Genomic DNA, 15,317 nt, shown 5'->3' on the forward strand with positions numbered 1-15,317 from the left:
TATAGCATCAAGGGATAACCAGGCCGTTCTTGAACGCCAGCTTGACATCATTCTCACGGACATAAGCGGAATAGTCCCAGGATTCTCCCTCCTGCAGCCGCTTGTAGGTCTGATGAATATTCCGGCGCCAAGACGACGGCCGGCTGTTGAAGTAATTCGTGAAGAAGCACTGCGCCTGCTCTTGTGTGCCGAAGCACAGCAGATAGGCCAGCGGACTGGATTCAGCATCGCAGATGCCGGGGAATCCTGCGCCGCAGGCGGCAAGCTGCTCCAGTGCGCGGGGACGGTCTGCGAACAGCTCGAACAGCGGCAGGAGACGTTCCCCAATCAGCTGACCGATCTCCTGCCGGGAGGAATCCAGTTGTGAGCCGGCGACCTGCCAGACGATAGCGCTTGACGATTTCTGCGGCCTGCGCAGCGAGCCGAACAGAACGGTATCGTCCCCTCTGCCAGTTTGTCCGGCAAGCCATTTTTTGAGGGACTTGCTGGCAATCCGCAGGTTCACGGTCATCCGTACATCGGTGCGGGTGTTGTAAGACTGCGGATTGAAAGAGAGCTCAAATACGGTGTCCTTGTCGGCCGCTGTTTTTTTCCATACCGTTCCGGCCTTATTGGATTTGAAGCCCTCTGCCTGGAGGAACTGCTGCCCGGTCTGCTGGCAGGCCTGAAGGAATTGAGCTTTGGGATCAAGCTTACGGTTAGAAGGGCCTTCAGACCAGACCTCCCACTGGGCATAACGTTCGTCCAGCACGGGCTGTAGGCGGTCATAATTCTCCCAGGTGTTCTCCACATGATAGATGCTGGGGTATTCACGGCCTTGTTCAGCCGCCTGGCGGTTGAAGACCTCACAATAATCATTAAAGTAGCTTCCATACTGTGCGGCGAAGGGCGATTGACCGTCGTAATAATCGGCGGCGAAGGCATTGCCGCGCTCATCCAGATCCTCATCCCAGAACTTCCCGTCACAGTACTCCAGCAGGTATTCCAGCCCTGTGAGCTCACGGCGTTTCAGCCGCTTCAGCGCCTCCGCCGACTCCTCAAGGTGAATTTCCCCCGCCATACCGCGGCCCAAGGCCCAGGCCAGAAACATGCCGATATGAATCCCGCCATTCTCTTCCGGCAGATCTGCAGGATAATCTCCCCCGGAATGCCAATCGATCCGATCATATGCCATATAGGTCTCCTTTCGGCCAGCAGGCTCTAGCTCCCGGCTTCCCTTTTTAATTTGTCATCAAGGATGGAATTCAGTACAATGATCAGCATCGGAAAGTACTACCATAGATTATGATATACAGAAGGTGACACCGCAATGGAAAGTGGAGATTTGAGGATTTTTCAAGCTGTTGCCCGTGAGGGTACGATTACGAAGGCTGCGCAAGCCTTGAACTATGTTCAGTCCAATGTGACCAGCCGGATTCAGTTCCTGGAGGCCGAGCTGAAGGTCCCGCTGTTCCACCGGTCCAACCGGGGAATGAAGTTAACGCCTGCGGGTGAGAACCTGCTGGAATACGCGAATGCCATACTGATGCTAATGGATGAGGCTGTCCAATCAACACAATACTCCGAGCACCCGGCAGGCCCGCTGCGAATCGGCTCTATTGAGACAACAGCGGTCATTCATCTCACATCCATGATCGCTGACTACCATTCCCGCTACCCCGATGTCCATCTGTCGCTCATCACAGGCGAAACGCATGACCTTCTGCACAAGGTGCTTGATCACAAGCTGGATGGCGCCTTTGTCTATGGACCTATAGACCAGCCGGATATCGGGCATGTTGCGGCTTACGAGGAGGATCTGGTGCTCATTGCTGAACCGGGGACAACTGAGTTGCATGAGTTGCTGCACAAGCCCATGCTGTTCTTCGACGTTGGCTGCACGCACCGGGTCAAAGCGGAGCGCTTCCTGCGAGAGAGCGGGATGCACTCGTATCAGATCCGGGAATTCGGCACGCTGGAAATGATACTACACGGAGTATCTGCCGGACTCGGCGTATCCCTGCTGCCTGAGTCCTCGATCCGCAAGGCGGAAGAGGCCGGACGAATTATCTCCCACGACCTCCCCGAAGAATACCGGAAGCTAGAGGTATGGTTGATATACCGCCGCAACTCCGTGCTTTCCAGTGCAATGTCCAGGTTTTTGGAGATGGTGGGGCAGAGATAGTAATGATAAAAGGAGTATTTTCCTTGAACGATACACCCCACACCCTTAAACAAATTATCGGAGGTTTAAAGATTACTCCCTCCTACTTCATTAAATTGGTTGAACTTGAGTATGACAGAGACTGGGAACAGGATTGAAGCAACTCTCTAGCTCAATCCAAGCATAAAATGCCTACGGCATCCCCGTTGTGATCGGTTTTTCGACCATATCCGGCCCACTCGCCTCTGCCGCACCGAATGTGGTCGGTTTTTCGACCTTATCCGGCCCACTCGCCTCCGCCGCACCGAATGTGGTCGGTTTTTCGATCATATCTGGCCCACACGCCTCTGCCGCACCGAATGTGGTCGGTTTTTCGACCTTATCCGGCTGTTCGGTGAAATCAGCGAAGTCATTCCTATTACTGATCCAGAATATAGTCATCCTGCCGATGCTCCAAGACACTTACCCCCAGCTTTATACACAACTTATCCACATCGGACGAAAATCATAATCTCCTCTAGAGTAAAGGGCTGGAGTAACCCAGCCCCTCCTCATCAAACCGTACGTGAGGTTTTCCCTCATACGGCTTTCCGATGTTTGTCATTCATGGGCATGCAGATTACAATAGCGTTTTTAGTCCGCACTTATTGGCCATATACTTGACCTCCGGGAATGAACTCATCCATCTCCTCCGATTTCTCTTCTTTGCATACCACCGGGTGAATCGCTGCAGAATATACCAATCCAGCTTCGCTAACCTCTTTTGGCTATACTTCGTGTAATAATAATTTCTCCATTCCTGTATCTTGGGATTGAGCCATTCCACGTGTTCCTCAAACGATTTCCAGCGCATGCCGGGTGGTGCTAATCGGTCTTTGACCACGCCCCGGATACGTTCCTCTGCCTTCTTCGTTAGCCACTGCTGTGTGGTATAGTACACCTTCCCTTGAGAGGTTTCTGCTTTCGTTTTTCGGTGGTGCATTCCTAAGAAGTCGAAGCCTTCGTCTCCTGTCCACAGACCTACAATGCGGGTTTTGGTCGGATGTAGCGTGAGTTCCAGACGTTCCATAATGTTGCGGATGAGTTCATACGCATGTTCCGCATCCTTTTTGGTTTTACAGACCACAACGAAGTCGTCTGCATACCTCGTCAGTTCTCCCAGCCCACTTCCGTGTTTCTCCCATAACCGGTCAAAGTAGTTCAAATAGATATTCGCCAGCAGTGGCGAAATCACGCCACCTTGGGGTGTCCCTAAATCGGAGCGCCGTACGTTTCCTTCTTCCATCACTCCCGCATGTAGCCACTTCCGTATCAGCTTCAAGATCCGCCTGTCATTGATACGCATTTGTATTAACTTCATGAGCTTCTCCTGATTGATATTGTCGAAGTAGCCTTGGATATCGATGTCGACTATCCAATTTCCTTTGCGGTTGCAGGCTTTACGAATTCGCTCCAACGCTCCTTTCGCACTTCGTTTCGGACGAAATCCGAAGGAGACTTCTTTAAAATCGGCTTCAAAGATGGGTTCAATCACCAGTTTCGTTGCCATCTGTAGGACTCGGTCACGCACGGTAGGGATGCCTAGCGGTCTTGGCTTCCCGTCTTTCTTTGGGATATAGTGCCGACGTACGGGCTGCGGATGGTAGCTGCCTTCTTTCAGTTCTCGCTCGCATTCCTTGAGGAATCTTGTTTCTCCTTGTTCTTCAATATCTGCGAGCGTTACGGCATCTACTCCCGCAGCTCCCTTATTCGCTTTCACCCGTTTCCAGGCTTCGCATAGCACATCCCACCGGTAGACTTTGTCGTACAAGGCGTGGAATTTACGCTTGTTGTTCTCCTTGGCCGCATGACCTAGCTTTTCTTGGAGTTCTTGAACTTTTTCCTTGGGTGTCGTTAGCCGTTTGGCATTCACTCACTCGTACCTCCTCCAAAAGCGTAAACAAAGCAGGGCTCCTTCCCTCCCTAAGGTTATGTTGTCCTTAGGTTCTTCGGTACTATAAGCCCCTCGGACTCCCTTCCCACAGACGGTTCACTTCGTCTTCTGGACTTATAGAGCGTCTCTTTACGGGTTCCTTTAAAAAAAATTCTTTTTTTTTTCTCCTCCCGTGTGGGGGAGGGTCTCCCCAGTTCACTGCATTATCTTTCAATCCATGCCGTTCCCTATACGCCGGAGGATTCTTCACTGCTGTTCCAAGTTCTGTACAGTTTCCTTGGCCTTCGTCTATTGATTCGAGACTCGGCATCCTCTCATCCCCTTCGCAGGGCCTTTTTGACGACGCGGCAAGATTCACTTCATGTTGCGGCCTGGATTGTTGCTCGCCCAGTCTCTGACCGGTACTTTTGTCGATGCGCTTTTACTCACAGATTTCGCCATGCGCAAGCATCCTAGCTACAAAGGTGGCTTGGTCCCTCCTTTGGTTGGACTTTCACCAACTAGATAATGCGTGCCTCTGGGCACGCAATCAATAAAAAAGATCAGAACCTATTTCCCCAGGTTCTGATCTTCTCGCATCTTAGAATCTATCTATTCGAATTCGACATCAGCCATGCCAGGAATTCCTCAAACGAATCTGCTACTTTCTCAACCTCTTCAAATTCAGGCTCAACTCCACGGACAATAGTCCCGCTATCCGTTGTTAATTCGAATTCGACATCAGCCAGGCCAGGAATTCCTCAAACGAATCTGCTACTTTCTCAACCTCTTCAAATTCAGGCTCAACTCCACGGACAATAGTCCCGCTATCCGTTGTTAAGTCGATGGCATAGAAGGAATATCCATCCTCCACAGACATTACGATCGGCAAGTGATGATCCCACCAGGCCGTGATCTCGGACTGCCAAGCTGGATCACCCGCTGCTGCCTCCACGCTAAGCATTTCAAATTCATTCCACCGGAATTCGGTTTCCGCGCTATGATTGAACTCAGCCTCACAAATAAACCAGGTTTGCTCATCCGGTGCAACGCAGGTTTCAACTACCTTTAGAAATTCTAAATACTCATCGGGCAGTCCTTTATATCTGGAAGTAATGCCGCTATTCAAATGCAGCTGAGCACCGGACTTTCTCCTTATCTCCCAGCCGTTTGCCTCCGCCCAAGTCATAAATTCCACAACATGAGTTTTTCCTTTTCCATTATTCATGTCCAAATGATACACCTGCCCATCCGCTTAAGAAATGGAAACTCCTACACCAATATACCATTTCCGCAGGTTTGCTTACATACAGCAAGTCATTCCGTTATCTTAAGTTTCCACGTCGCATCCCTTCCCTCCCACTGCTTACCGTTAGACACATAGTACTCTCTTTCCACCGAACCGTCTGTTTTAGTAAGGCTGATGGCAAAGACCTGTCCTTCTTTGATCAGCATCGGATATTGATCATATGGAAGAACATTACCCGTCAGTGGCAGCTTGTTGACATCTTCGTAAGCCCCCTCCAGTCGCCAAAACTCCCGGGAGGCGTAATCCTTGACTCCGCTTATATCCTGCTTCCCATAATACGAAGCCGTGTACTTCTTGCCCTGCAAGGTGATGGGATCCACCCGGATACGGTCAATATCCTTAACCATCCAGCTTATGTCCTCCGTATGCAGGTTACTGCCATAGTGCTTCTGCAACTGATTCGCCATGCAAGGGACCGATTGGGTAATAAGTTCCATTTCATTGACTCCGGTATGCGCTGCCCCGTAAATGCCCATGATGCTCTCGTTGCCCAGCTTTTCAAATTCTCGGATGAAATTCTCCGTCATCTTATTTTCCCGGTATACATTATCGTAACTCCTGTAATACCTCTGGCCCTGCTGAATCGCTTCGGTTGTTAAGGTGTACATCTCCGATCCGGTCAAATCGTTGGCCTTAAGATAAGACAAGAACCGCTCGCCGGTAGTATCAGGTCCATGCCCAATATCTGTTCCGTGGAAAATAGTATCAGGACATCCGCTTTTTATTTTTCGAAAAAAAGTCTTCGTATAGGGAATGTGACCCTGAGTCCCTTCCCAATCCTGATAAAGCTCCTCCAAAATGTCATCATTGTCCGACTGCATCCACAGGTTCAAGTATTCGGCAGCGTAATAGGACTGCTCCACGAATAGGTGTCTCATGCCCTTGTTGTGGTAATAATCAGACCAAGCTTCATATTCCTTGTCCATAATCTTGGCAACGCCATGGGATTCGCCATACAGATAAATCTGGCCGGTCGCTTTGGTCGTTAGCGGGGTTGCTCCAGGGGTTGCCTGGGCCAATCGGGCAGGAGGTGCCGATGGACTGGCTGATTGTGCAGACGGACTTGCTGTTTCGCCCGCAGAAGAGTTGCCGCTGCAGGCTGTCAGGCTGCTGATCAGCAGTATCGCCATTAGGGCAAGCAGCAGAGGACGAGTATACCTTATTCGCGCCTGAGCCGCTACGCCGCCATATGTATTGGAATTTTTTACATCCATAAGGAATATCGCCCTTTCATCATCAACTCTTACAAGTTAATCACAAATTATGGATGTCCTCAGTGCTGTATGTCATGCATAGAGTTACATTACTCTTCTTCTATGGAAATCAGTAAAGCACCCACCCTATGAGAGCAGCAGGCGCTTGGCAGCAATTATGACTTCTGAACAGGCCGGACATACTTGAAGTACCGATCCGGGTTGAAATAGAAGTAGATGATCCGGCCGGGGCTGGGATCGAAGCAGTAGCCAGTACCTGTATAATCAAAAGTGGCCATCGCCTGCTCCATCCGTTCCTCGACACTGCGGTTCTCCTGCTCATAATCGAATGGCCCGTGCTCGAATACGATATACTCGGCCTCGGGGACATCCGCCATCAGCATCTGCGCGGGGACTTCACCTTCATACTCATAAGGGAGACGCACCCCATAACACTCTGTACGCGGAAATCCCCAATCGCAGAGCCTGCCGTCCGGGTCATTCATATAGGCCATAATCTGGCCGTTACCGCTGTTCGTATCGCTTCCGCCGTCATCATCCAGCTTCCCCTTGATACTATCCAGCAAGCCGCTGATGGTCTCGCAGTCCTGCCCTGGAATCAGGCTCTGCTTCTGCCAGAAATCCCAGTACCCGTTGCTCTCGTAATTCTTAATGTGCAGGAATTTGTGCGCCGGAATGGTTACGAAATAAATCTTAACCTCTTCTGTAGATTTGATCATGCCAACCTCTCCTAGTCCGAAAAAGTAGCGGTCAAACGGGTTGATTTTGGTACGAAGGACAACAGGATACGGGTGTCTCCGGTACTCGCTTGGGGCCACACCATAGGTCACCTTGAACGCGCGCGTAAAGGCTTCATGGGAGGAGAATCCATAGTCGAGCGCAATATCCAGAATGCTTTTTTCGCTATCCCGCACCTCCTTCAGTGCAAAAGCCAGCTTCCGGTGGCGAAGGTAATCCCTAAGCTGCATCCCGGATATCTCTTTGAACTTTCTCGTCGTATGAAACTCCGAATAACCCAGCTTGTCAGCAAGAGATTGCAGCGTTATGGCCTCACTGTTATGCTGCTTAATACTTTGGTCCATATCATCGACAATGGTCTGGATCTGCCTGTGCCACTCGTACACCGTCCGCTCACCCCCTCGTTCCAACCGCTCTATGTTCATTCTAGAATACTGGCAAAGGCATTTCTTGATTCTACTTGCGGCGCCCGCATCGGTGCAGGCAATGAAGCCCTCATTCCCCATCTGCCCAAGCAATACAATTGATCCCCGGCAGCTCACGCTCCTCCGTCCAATGCTTCTGGATGAAGTTACTCATGGCCCTATCCTTTCATTGGATTGATTTTCTTGTCTAATATACTATTTCTGTAAGCTGCCGCGTTTTCCCTTCAAAAGGGTAAAGACCATCCTTCGCAGGATGGCATTTCTATATAAGAAACCTGGGGGAATATTTCCCCGTAGTAAATATGAATGAACCGACATAGGATGTGATTTATTTGACTGGATTTCTTGGTGCTGTAATCATAGCTATTGGATTGGTTATCGCCATTTGGCCTAAGGTAGCCTGGTATTTACGGCTGGGCTGGAGGTTCAAGAATGCGGAGCCCAGCGGGCTGGCCTTAGGGGTGGAACGGGTAACCGGTGTGGTCCTGGTAATCGCCGGTTTCATCCTGATGGTATCCAGCTGCTCCTCTGGCAGCGCAGACCGCCGCTGGTCAGAGCAGTTCAAAGAGAAGCTGGACTCGGGGCAGGTTCAGGAAATCAGCATCGGCATGATTAACCCCACCGTATTAAACGAAGAAGCAACGAATAGAATGATCCAAATGATACAGGATGCTGAGCTTAGACCTTTTGATGCAGGGAATTCGTTCGGAGCGAGCAACACCGGGACCATTACCTTTAAGGACCAGACCCGTGTAGATATGGTTATCCTGGGCCCGTCCGGGGGAATTGAGCTGCATCCCGATGATACACAGAGCGAATATGAGATTATGAGCGGATCACTGAAATCTTGGCTGAAGAGTTACGGGGACTAGACATGGCTTTATGCACAAAAAAGCTGGAGGCTACCCGTCGGGACCTTCAGCTTTTTCTTTCGTTACCTGCCCTCAAACCGTTTAACCGCATCCTCCGTCACCGGCTGAAAGAGATTCACCAGGTTGCCGTCGGGATCTCGGAACAGCATCGAACGGTTCCCCCACGGCATCGTGGTTGGCTCCTGTACCCAATCCTCAACAGTTGGCTTCAAGCGTGCATACTCCGCTTCAACATCGTCAACGCGGAACTCCAGAATGACCGTTCGGTTACTGGCCGCCACTACAGAGTCAGTACCGAATAGCTGCGCTGTCTTGGAGTGGCCGATGGCAAGTGTACATGAAGGCATTACGAATTCGGCAAATACAGGAGCGGGCCGTTCCGCTGTCACCCCCGTCACTTGTTCATAGAATTCAACCAGACCCTCAATGTCGTCAGTAATGATACGTATCGAAGCGAAATTCATAAGTGTTCATCCTTTCTTGAATGTTTACATGTCCAATGATAAAAAAACGCTACTGACAACGTTATGTCAGTAGCGTTTTTATTGTAGACGAAAAACCGATCACATTTGGCTGGCGCAAGGCTATCGGGCCGAATCAGTAGCGTCTCTATGTCCTGTCTCTTTACCCTTAGCCTATTCTCAGGGCAATGTTCCCCAGCTGTTCCGCGCGCTCCATCCGCTGAAGGGCAAGCGGAGTCTCCGCTAAGGAATACACGCTATCCAGGATAGGGTGTATCTGATGCTGCTCCATGAACTGAAGCATAGCGGTGAATTCTTCATGGCTGCCCATAGACGTTCCAAGCAACTGAAGCTGCGGGAAGAATATCGCTCTTGCCGGAATGGTGAGATCATCGCCTGAGCTTGCGCCGAACATGACGATTTTCCCGTTAGGCTTAATGACCTCGAAGTATTGCCCGAATGTCGCCGGCCCTACACTATCAAGGATCAGGTCTACAGGCTGATGCTGAAGCTCCTCCCGCCAACGGCTGTTGCTGTCTATCACCCGTGTAACCGGTAATTGCAGAGCTTGCGCACGCTTCGCTTCACTTCTGGACGTGACTGTAACCTGCGCCCCAGCCGCTGCCGCCATAAGAGCGGCAAACGTAGCCACTCCGCCGCCAATGCCAGGAATCAGCACATGCTCGCCCTGCTTCAGGTCCCCTCTGGTAAATAACGCCCGGTACGCAGTGAGTGCCGCTAAGGGTAACACACCCGCCTCTTCCCAGGACAGATACGCTGGCTTAGGCACAACATTCTGATCTGGCACAATGACATATTCCGCAAAAGTCCCGTCTGCAGGGTACCCTAATATGTCAGGAACCACAGGCACCTCATCCGCCCGATCCCAGCCCAGACACGGATTAATGATAACTTCCATCCCTTGAAACAGGCCGGTTACCCCTTCACCCGTCTCTGCAATTACGCCAGCCCCGTCTGAACCAAGCACGCAAGGATGAATCGGACCAGACGCACCTTCTGTAGCAGAAGCGGCAGCCGCGATGATGAACAAATCCCTGTGGTTGAGTCCGGCTGTCTTTAGCCTTACCTTGACCTGCCCCTGTTCAGGACGCTTGTCCGGATGATCCGTATATTGCAGACCCTGCGGTCCAAGTGTAATTGCCTTCATCTTCATATCCTCCTGTTTTACGCTGTAGTGGCTTCATACAAAGTGTAGGCTGTTACAGCGGTCAGGTAAAATGATTAGAAGAGAAGGTGAGTATCATAAATAATGATAGTGCTACTGCGGGGTCAAGGGACGACCCCTAACCTCCCTGCAACAGCCGGAAACGCCCAACAGTAATGATGATCGCCAGCACTATAAAGATGATGTTGATCCACACATCCGGTTCGCTCCGCAGTAGATGGAAGACCAAGCCGGAACATGCGGCAGCAGCCAGACCCATAGCGGCGAGCGGAGTGAGCTGCGGCTGGATTCGGAGCGCCATCGGTAAAATCAACCCTAAGATCCCCAGCAGCTCAGCGATGCCGATCCCCATAACCAGCCCCTGCGGCACATCATTCACCCAGCTCCAGGCCGCCCGGGCCGATTCCAATTGAAATGCCTTCAGCCAGCCCGAATACAGGAACCCCGCACCTAGAACAATTTGTAAGACCCATAGCACAATATTCATGTACAGTGTCACTCCCTCTCATATGTTCACGCAAACACCATCCGCATCCCATCCACCCGGACAGGCGGTTCTTCTTGCGCTCCAGAAACCTTAGTTGCATAATAATATGAAGGGTTTCACATGAGAAGTAGACACTTTTATTAAACCTAGTTACTTAAAAGATACCTTACGTGAATCAAGGGGGCAGCGGCATGACCTACTGCAAATTCGAGTCCGCATTAGAAATCTTCGTGGGGAAATGGAAGCCCGTCATTCTGCTGCGCCTCTTCTCTAACGGAACCATGAGATTCAGCGAATTACAGCGAGCCATTCCTGAGATCACCAAGAAAATGCTCACACAACAATTGCGTGAGCTGGAATACCACAATATTGTCCACCGCGAGATTTACCACCAGATCCCGCCGAAGGTGGAATACTCCATCACGGAATACGGACGAAGCTTGTCAGGCATTATGCAGGCCATGAATGATTGGGGAATCACGCATATCGAACATCTAAACCAGTTATACGGCGCAGAACGTATCGGCGAACTGGAGTCTGACTAGCGCCGCGGATCAATAATGGAATGCTCGATCTCCTCGATGTAGGAATCAAAGGCCTCCACGCCTTCATTTAAAATTAATGCAGCCTCCTGCGCCGTGACTGGCAGCGCCCATAGAATCTCAACCCTCTCGCTCCCGACCTGAAGCTCCTCCAGCTCTTCACTTTCTCCCCTCAGCTCATCCAATAGAAAAGCAGTGGTTGTCCAGTTAGCCGGGGCAAGCGGGCTCTCTTCCATAACCCTAGGTATCCGCGAATCACCGGCAGCCTCTATATGATGGGCGATAAGATCACTGAGATAGGTAAATATCCGGTCCATAGACTCTCCGCCTAAGTCAGAGGTCAGAGCCATCACCCACTCTGTACCCACAGCTTGCCCATTCGGACGGTGAGTCGCGGATAACCCGACTGTTGCAAACCTCGCAATCTCTTCCCCCTCCACTGCAGGAAAATAATAGATCTCAACATAGGCTCCTGTTTCGGGCTTCTTCAGAATGACCCGGTATTCCGGCATCTGCCACTCCCGCATATAGGCACCCAAGATAAGGGTTCTGCGGATATCGAAGGAGAGCTCCCTCTCTTTAGTTGATTCCATGAAGATGGTCATCACCTTTCCTCTTTTGATTAGGATATGGTTAATAAGTTAAGTATCTCTTTTACAAAAGTATCAACAACTGCTCTGTCAGGACGGGACTTCAGGAACACCGTAAGTCCTATTAACGAAATGACCAGTGTCTGCGCCAGATTCTTGGCATTATTCCCGGCATCTAGCTCCCCTGACCGCAAGCCCCGTTCAATCGTTTCCTGGAAGATGACCGAGAGGTACATCTGATGTTCCCTGGTCAGAATCTCGAACTTCTCATCATGGGGAGCCAGCTCCACCATTGAATTGATGCAGAAGCACCCCGTGCTCGGGCTTTTCTCATATTCTTTGGACACCACATCTTCAAAAAAAGTACGGAATGCCTCTTTTACCGAAGAATGCTTGTGCAGACTGCCCCGGACATACGCGGCATGGGAACTTGTATATTTTCGCAAGGCAGCTTCAAATAATCCTTTTTTATCTCCAAAGGCAGAGTATAGGCTTGGACGCTGAATGCCCATTCTTGCGGTTAAGTCGCTTAAGGAGGCCGCTTCGAACCCTTTTTCCCAAAATACATGCATAGCTGCCTCTAGCGCCTTATCCTGATCAAATTCACGCGGCCGGGCCATAGAACTCCCTCTTTTCATATCGAATGGTATATTACGATTGTATTTGCCGCAGATCCTCCTGTCAATCAGAGTGAACATACACAGTTACTCCTTGACAATTAATTTTGGTTAGCGGTATATTAATCAGGAATTATTTCATACCAATCAGTATGTTATTATATCCCTATGTCGAAGGAAGTGTTATCTCTGGTCAGCTTTATAAAAGAACCGCAAGCCATTACCGCACCATCCGGGCCAACGCCTGCATCTTCAATGTCCCGCAAGGTAGCACTTCTGTTTGCCATCACCTGCGGTCTGACCGTTGCCAACATCTATTACGCGCAGCCCCTGCTCGACGCGATCTCCAGCGAATTCGGGATTACGCATTCGTCCGTAGGTATCGTGATTACAGTGACTCAGATTTGTTACGCCCTTGGACTACTCTTGCTGGTGCCGCTGGGCGATCTGCTGGGTCGGCGCTGGCTGATTGCCGGACAGATGCTGGTATCCGTGCTGGCTTTGGTTGTTGTGGGCACTGCCCCCACCAGCATGGTGTTATTCATAGGCATAGCTACGGTCGGACTGCTTGCGGTAGTGACACAGACGCTTGTTGCATTCGCAGCAACTCTGGCTGCCCCGGCCGAACGCGGGCGCACAGTCGGTGTGGTGACCAGCGGAATTGTCATTGGTATTCTACTGGCGCGGACATTCGCCGGCGCGTTAACGGATCTGGCCGGTTGGCGTTCGGTCTACCTTGTCTCCGCAGGACTCACGTTAATCATGGCAGGTGTATTGTTCAGGGTGCTGCCGCAGTCTGAGCCCCGGAGAGAATCCTTATCCTATCCGCAGCTTCTCCGTTCACTGTTCACGCTATTTGCACAAGAACGGCTGCTGCGAATCCGTGCTGTGTTATGCCTGCTGATTTTTGCCGCGTTCAGTATCTTGTGGACTTCCCTGGTGCTGCCCCTCAGTGCTCCGCCGCTGTCCCTGTCACATACCGCGATTGGAGCGTTTGGTCTCGCCGGAGTTACCGGGGCGTTAGCAGCAGCGCGGGCAGGCCGTCTGGCCGATCGGGGTTTGGGGCAAAAGACCACCGGCGTAGCGCTGACTCTGCTCCTTCTCTCATGGCTGCCAATTAGCTATACTACACATTCGCTACTCGCGTTAATCGCCGGGATTATCCTGCTTGACCTGGCCGTACAAGCCGTACACGTCACCAACCAGAGCATGATCCTTAATCTGCGTCCGGAGGCCCGCAGCAGAATTACTGCCGGTTACATGGTCTTCTATTCCATTGGCAGCGCCACTGGATCAATCGCATCCACCAGTATCTACGCTTATGCGGGCTGGACCGGAGTGTGCGTACTTGGTGCAGCGGTCAGTGCGCTCGCTCTGATATTCTGGACGTTAACCCGTCATATGAAATGAACAATGTAACGCCTTCATCTTTCCTCTGAGGTTTGTCAAAATCTGAAATTTCCATTATTGTTATCCTTATCTTACATTTGAGGTTATGGATGCAGAAATGGAGGCCCGGAATTTCTTGAAACCACGGTTATTAACACGTTCCTTCTATTATCTCTGGACAACTCAGACGGCGGCGAATGCCGCGGATGTCCTGTATATTATGGCGCTGACGGTGCTGGTGCTGGACCGGACGGATTCCCTTGTCTCGGCGGCGCTGATGCCGCTGATGCGCAGCTCGGCCCAGATGGTGAGCGGCTTCATTGCGCCGCTGCTCATCAACCGGATCAAGCTGCCCTCGCTGCTGCTAATCTCACAGACAGGCCAGTTCCTGCTGTTTGTGCTGCTGGCTCTGTACCTGCAGCTTAACGGTGCTGCTGCTTCACTCATGCTGGTCTTTGCCCTGGTCTTCGTCATGTCCTTCCTCGACGGCTGGACCGTCCCAGCCCGTAATGCACTGGTGCCGCGGCTCGTAACGCGGGAGGAGGGGCTGCTTCAAGCCAACGGTCTGATCAGCGTCAGTGATCAGGTCGTGCAGTTTGCGGGCTGGGGACTGAGCGGCCTATTGGTCGCATTCCTTGGGCCCAGCCCGGCGCTGCTGCTGACAGCGGCCATCTATGGGCTGGCGGCCGCTTTTACGCTTGGCGTCAGAGAGTCGGCAGAGGCAAGTGTCCAGATGCAGGGACAGCAGGCGGACTCTGAACCGGCACCGTCATCTGCTTCGAAATGGAAGACCTTGACTGAAGGCTGGCAAGTCATCTGGCGTATGCCCCGCCTGCGGATGCTGACCTTCATGGACATCATCGACATGCTTGGAGGCTCGGTCTGGGTCGGCGCGTTCACACTGGCCTTCGTCCAGGTGGCGCTGAAGCAAGGCGAAGAATGGTGGGGCTTCATTAACGCAGCCTATTTCGCAGGAACGGTCGGCGGCGGGCTGCTGGTCCTGTCGGCAGTGCGTCTCATCGGCAACCGTTATCTGGGGGCGATGCTCATCGGTATGGCGGGCTATGGCCTGCTCACCATGGTGTATGCTCTGACTACACAGCCGTATATAGCACTGGTCCTTGTCCTGCTGATGGGACCGTTCGCGGAGCTGTCGGTGATTAACCGGCGCACCCTCATCCAGCGCAGCACCAGTAAGCAGATGCTGCCCAAGGTGCTGTCGGCGCAAGCCTCGCTGCTGCATCTGGTGTTCTGCATCTCGCTGCTGGTCATGGCAGGACTGGCCGAACGGTTCGGGATCGTCAACCTGTATCTGCTGGCGGCGGTTCTGACATCGCTGGCTTTGGTGGTCGGCTTGCTCGGCCGCCGGGCATTCAGGGACGAACCTGAGTCATCAGCAGCCAGCCGCCCAAGCCTGTAATTGTATATCTGT

16 protein-coding genes are annotated in these 15,317 nt (G+C 51.7%); 5 read left to right on the forward strand and 11 right to left on the reverse strand.

Annotated elements, in window-relative coordinates; translation table 11 throughout:
• Nucleotides 1-7 precede the first annotated feature (7 nt).
• On the reverse strand, nucleotides 8-1,174 hold the full coding sequence (locus MKY86_RS31085) for a DUF7832 domain-containing protein (RefSeq protein WP_076080571.1): 1,167 nt from the start codon (nucleotides 1,172-1,174) through the stop codon (nucleotides 8-10).
• A gap of 135 nt (nucleotides 1,175-1,309) precedes the next feature.
• On the opposite strand from MKY86_RS31085, the gene MKY86_RS31090 reads away from it, so the two are divergent.
• Nucleotides 1,310-2,164, forward strand: a complete 855-nt coding sequence (locus MKY86_RS31090; protein ID WP_076080569.1) for a LysR family transcriptional regulator — start codon at nucleotides 1,310-1,312, stop codon at nucleotides 2,162-2,164.
• Between the two features lie 171 nt (nucleotides 2,165-2,335).
• Here MKY86_RS31090 and MKY86_RS31095 read toward each other — a convergent pair whose 3' ends face one another.
• The 5 genes from MKY86_RS31095 to MKY86_RS31115 form a co-directional block, all read right to left on the reverse strand.
• Nucleotides 2,336-2,584, reverse strand: coding sequence for a hypothetical protein (locus tag MKY86_RS31095; RefSeq protein WP_076080567.1), 249 nt, complete (start codon nucleotides 2,582-2,584; stop codon nucleotides 2,336-2,338).
• Nucleotides 2,585-2,762: 178 nt separating this feature from the next.
• Entirely contained in the window at nucleotides 2,763-4,055 is a 1,293-nt protein-coding gene (gene ltrA / locus MKY86_RS31100) for a group II intron reverse transcriptase/maturase (protein ID WP_340827704.1), read from the reverse strand.
• Between the two features lie 724 nt (nucleotides 4,056-4,779).
• Nucleotides 4,780-5,283 (reverse strand): SMI1/KNR4 family protein, encoded by a 504-nt coding sequence (locus MKY86_RS31105; RefSeq protein WP_340827705.1) that lies wholly within the window; start codon nucleotides 5,281-5,283, stop codon nucleotides 4,780-4,782.
• 89 nt (nucleotides 5,284-5,372) lie between these two features.
• The gene (locus MKY86_RS31110; RefSeq protein WP_340827706.1) at nucleotides 5,373-6,578 is read right to left on the reverse strand and encodes a hypothetical protein; all 1,206 of its coding nucleotides are present in this window, start codon (nucleotides 6,576-6,578) and stop codon (nucleotides 5,373-5,375) included.
• 155 nt (nucleotides 6,579-6,733) lie between these two features.
• Nucleotides 6,734-7,702 (reverse strand): helix-turn-helix transcriptional regulator, encoded by a 969-nt coding sequence (locus tag MKY86_RS31115; RefSeq protein WP_076085655.1) that lies wholly within the window; start codon nucleotides 7,700-7,702, stop codon nucleotides 6,734-6,736.
• Nucleotides 7,703-8,073: 371 nt separating this feature from the next.
• Here MKY86_RS31115 and MKY86_RS31120 point away from each other — a divergent pair, with 371 nt between their 5' ends.
• Entirely contained in the window at nucleotides 8,074-8,613 is a 540-nt protein-coding gene (locus MKY86_RS31120; RefSeq protein WP_076085658.1) for a DUF6199 family natural product biosynthesis protein, read from the forward strand.
• 62 nt (nucleotides 8,614-8,675) lie between these two features.
• On the opposite strand, the gene MKY86_RS31125 is transcribed toward MKY86_RS31120, so the two are convergent.
• From MKY86_RS31125 to MKY86_RS31135, 3 genes are all read right to left on the reverse strand, one after another.
• Nucleotides 8,676-9,077: a VOC family protein gene (locus tag MKY86_RS31125; RefSeq protein ID WP_076085661.1), complete on the reverse strand. Its 402-nt coding sequence runs from the start codon at nucleotides 9,075-9,077 to the stop codon at nucleotides 8,676-8,678.
• Between the two features lie 166 nt (nucleotides 9,078-9,243).
• On the reverse strand, nucleotides 9,244-10,242 hold the full coding sequence (locus MKY86_RS31130) for a zinc-binding dehydrogenase (RefSeq protein WP_076085664.1): 999 nt from the start codon (nucleotides 10,240-10,242) through the stop codon (nucleotides 9,244-9,246).
• A 136-nt stretch (nucleotides 10,243-10,378) separates the two neighbouring features.
• On the reverse strand, nucleotides 10,379-10,747 hold the full coding sequence (locus tag MKY86_RS31135) for a DoxX family protein (protein ID WP_076085667.1): 369 nt from the start codon (nucleotides 10,745-10,747) through the stop codon (nucleotides 10,379-10,381).
• A gap of 191 nt (nucleotides 10,748-10,938) precedes the next feature.
• On the opposite strand from MKY86_RS31135, the gene MKY86_RS31140 reads away from it, so the two are divergent.
• Nucleotides 10,939-11,292 carry a winged helix-turn-helix transcriptional regulator gene (locus MKY86_RS31140; RefSeq protein WP_076085670.1) on the forward strand — a complete coding sequence of 118 codons (354 nt, stop codon included), beginning with the start codon at nucleotides 10,939-10,941 and terminating at the stop codon, nucleotides 11,290-11,292.
• On the opposite strand, the gene MKY86_RS31145 is transcribed toward MKY86_RS31140, so the two are convergent.
• On the reverse strand, nucleotides 11,289-11,882 hold the full coding sequence (locus MKY86_RS31145; RefSeq protein ID WP_340827707.1) for a suppressor of fused domain protein: 594 nt from the start codon (nucleotides 11,880-11,882) through the stop codon (nucleotides 11,289-11,291). The two genes, MKY86_RS31140 and MKY86_RS31145, sit on opposite strands and share 4 nt — an antisense overlap.
• 29 nt (nucleotides 11,883-11,911) lie before the next feature.
• The gene (locus MKY86_RS31150; RefSeq protein WP_076085676.1) at nucleotides 11,912-12,499 is read right to left on the reverse strand and encodes a TetR/AcrR family transcriptional regulator; all 588 of its coding nucleotides are present in this window, start codon (nucleotides 12,497-12,499) and stop codon (nucleotides 11,912-11,914) included.
• Nucleotides 12,500-12,751: 252 nt separating this feature from the next.
• Here MKY86_RS31150 and MKY86_RS31155 point away from each other — a divergent pair, with 252 nt between their 5' ends.
• Together MKY86_RS31155 and MKY86_RS31160 are read left to right on the forward strand one after the other, a co-directional pair.
• Entirely contained in the window at nucleotides 12,752-13,906 is a 1,155-nt protein-coding gene (locus tag MKY86_RS31155; protein WP_340827907.1) for an MFS transporter, read from the forward strand.
• A gap of 115 nt (nucleotides 13,907-14,021) precedes the next feature.
• Nucleotides 14,022-15,305, forward strand: coding sequence for an MFS transporter (locus tag MKY86_RS31160; RefSeq protein WP_340827709.1), 1,284 nt, complete (start codon nucleotides 14,022-14,024; stop codon nucleotides 15,303-15,305).
• Nucleotides 15,306-15,317: the final 12 nt, after the last annotated feature.

Source organism: Paenibacillus sp. FSL R7-0333, from assembly GCF_038000365.1.
Classification (GTDB): Bacteria; Bacillota; Bacilli; order Paenibacillales; family Paenibacillaceae; genus Paenibacillus_AQ; species Paenibacillus_AQ silagei.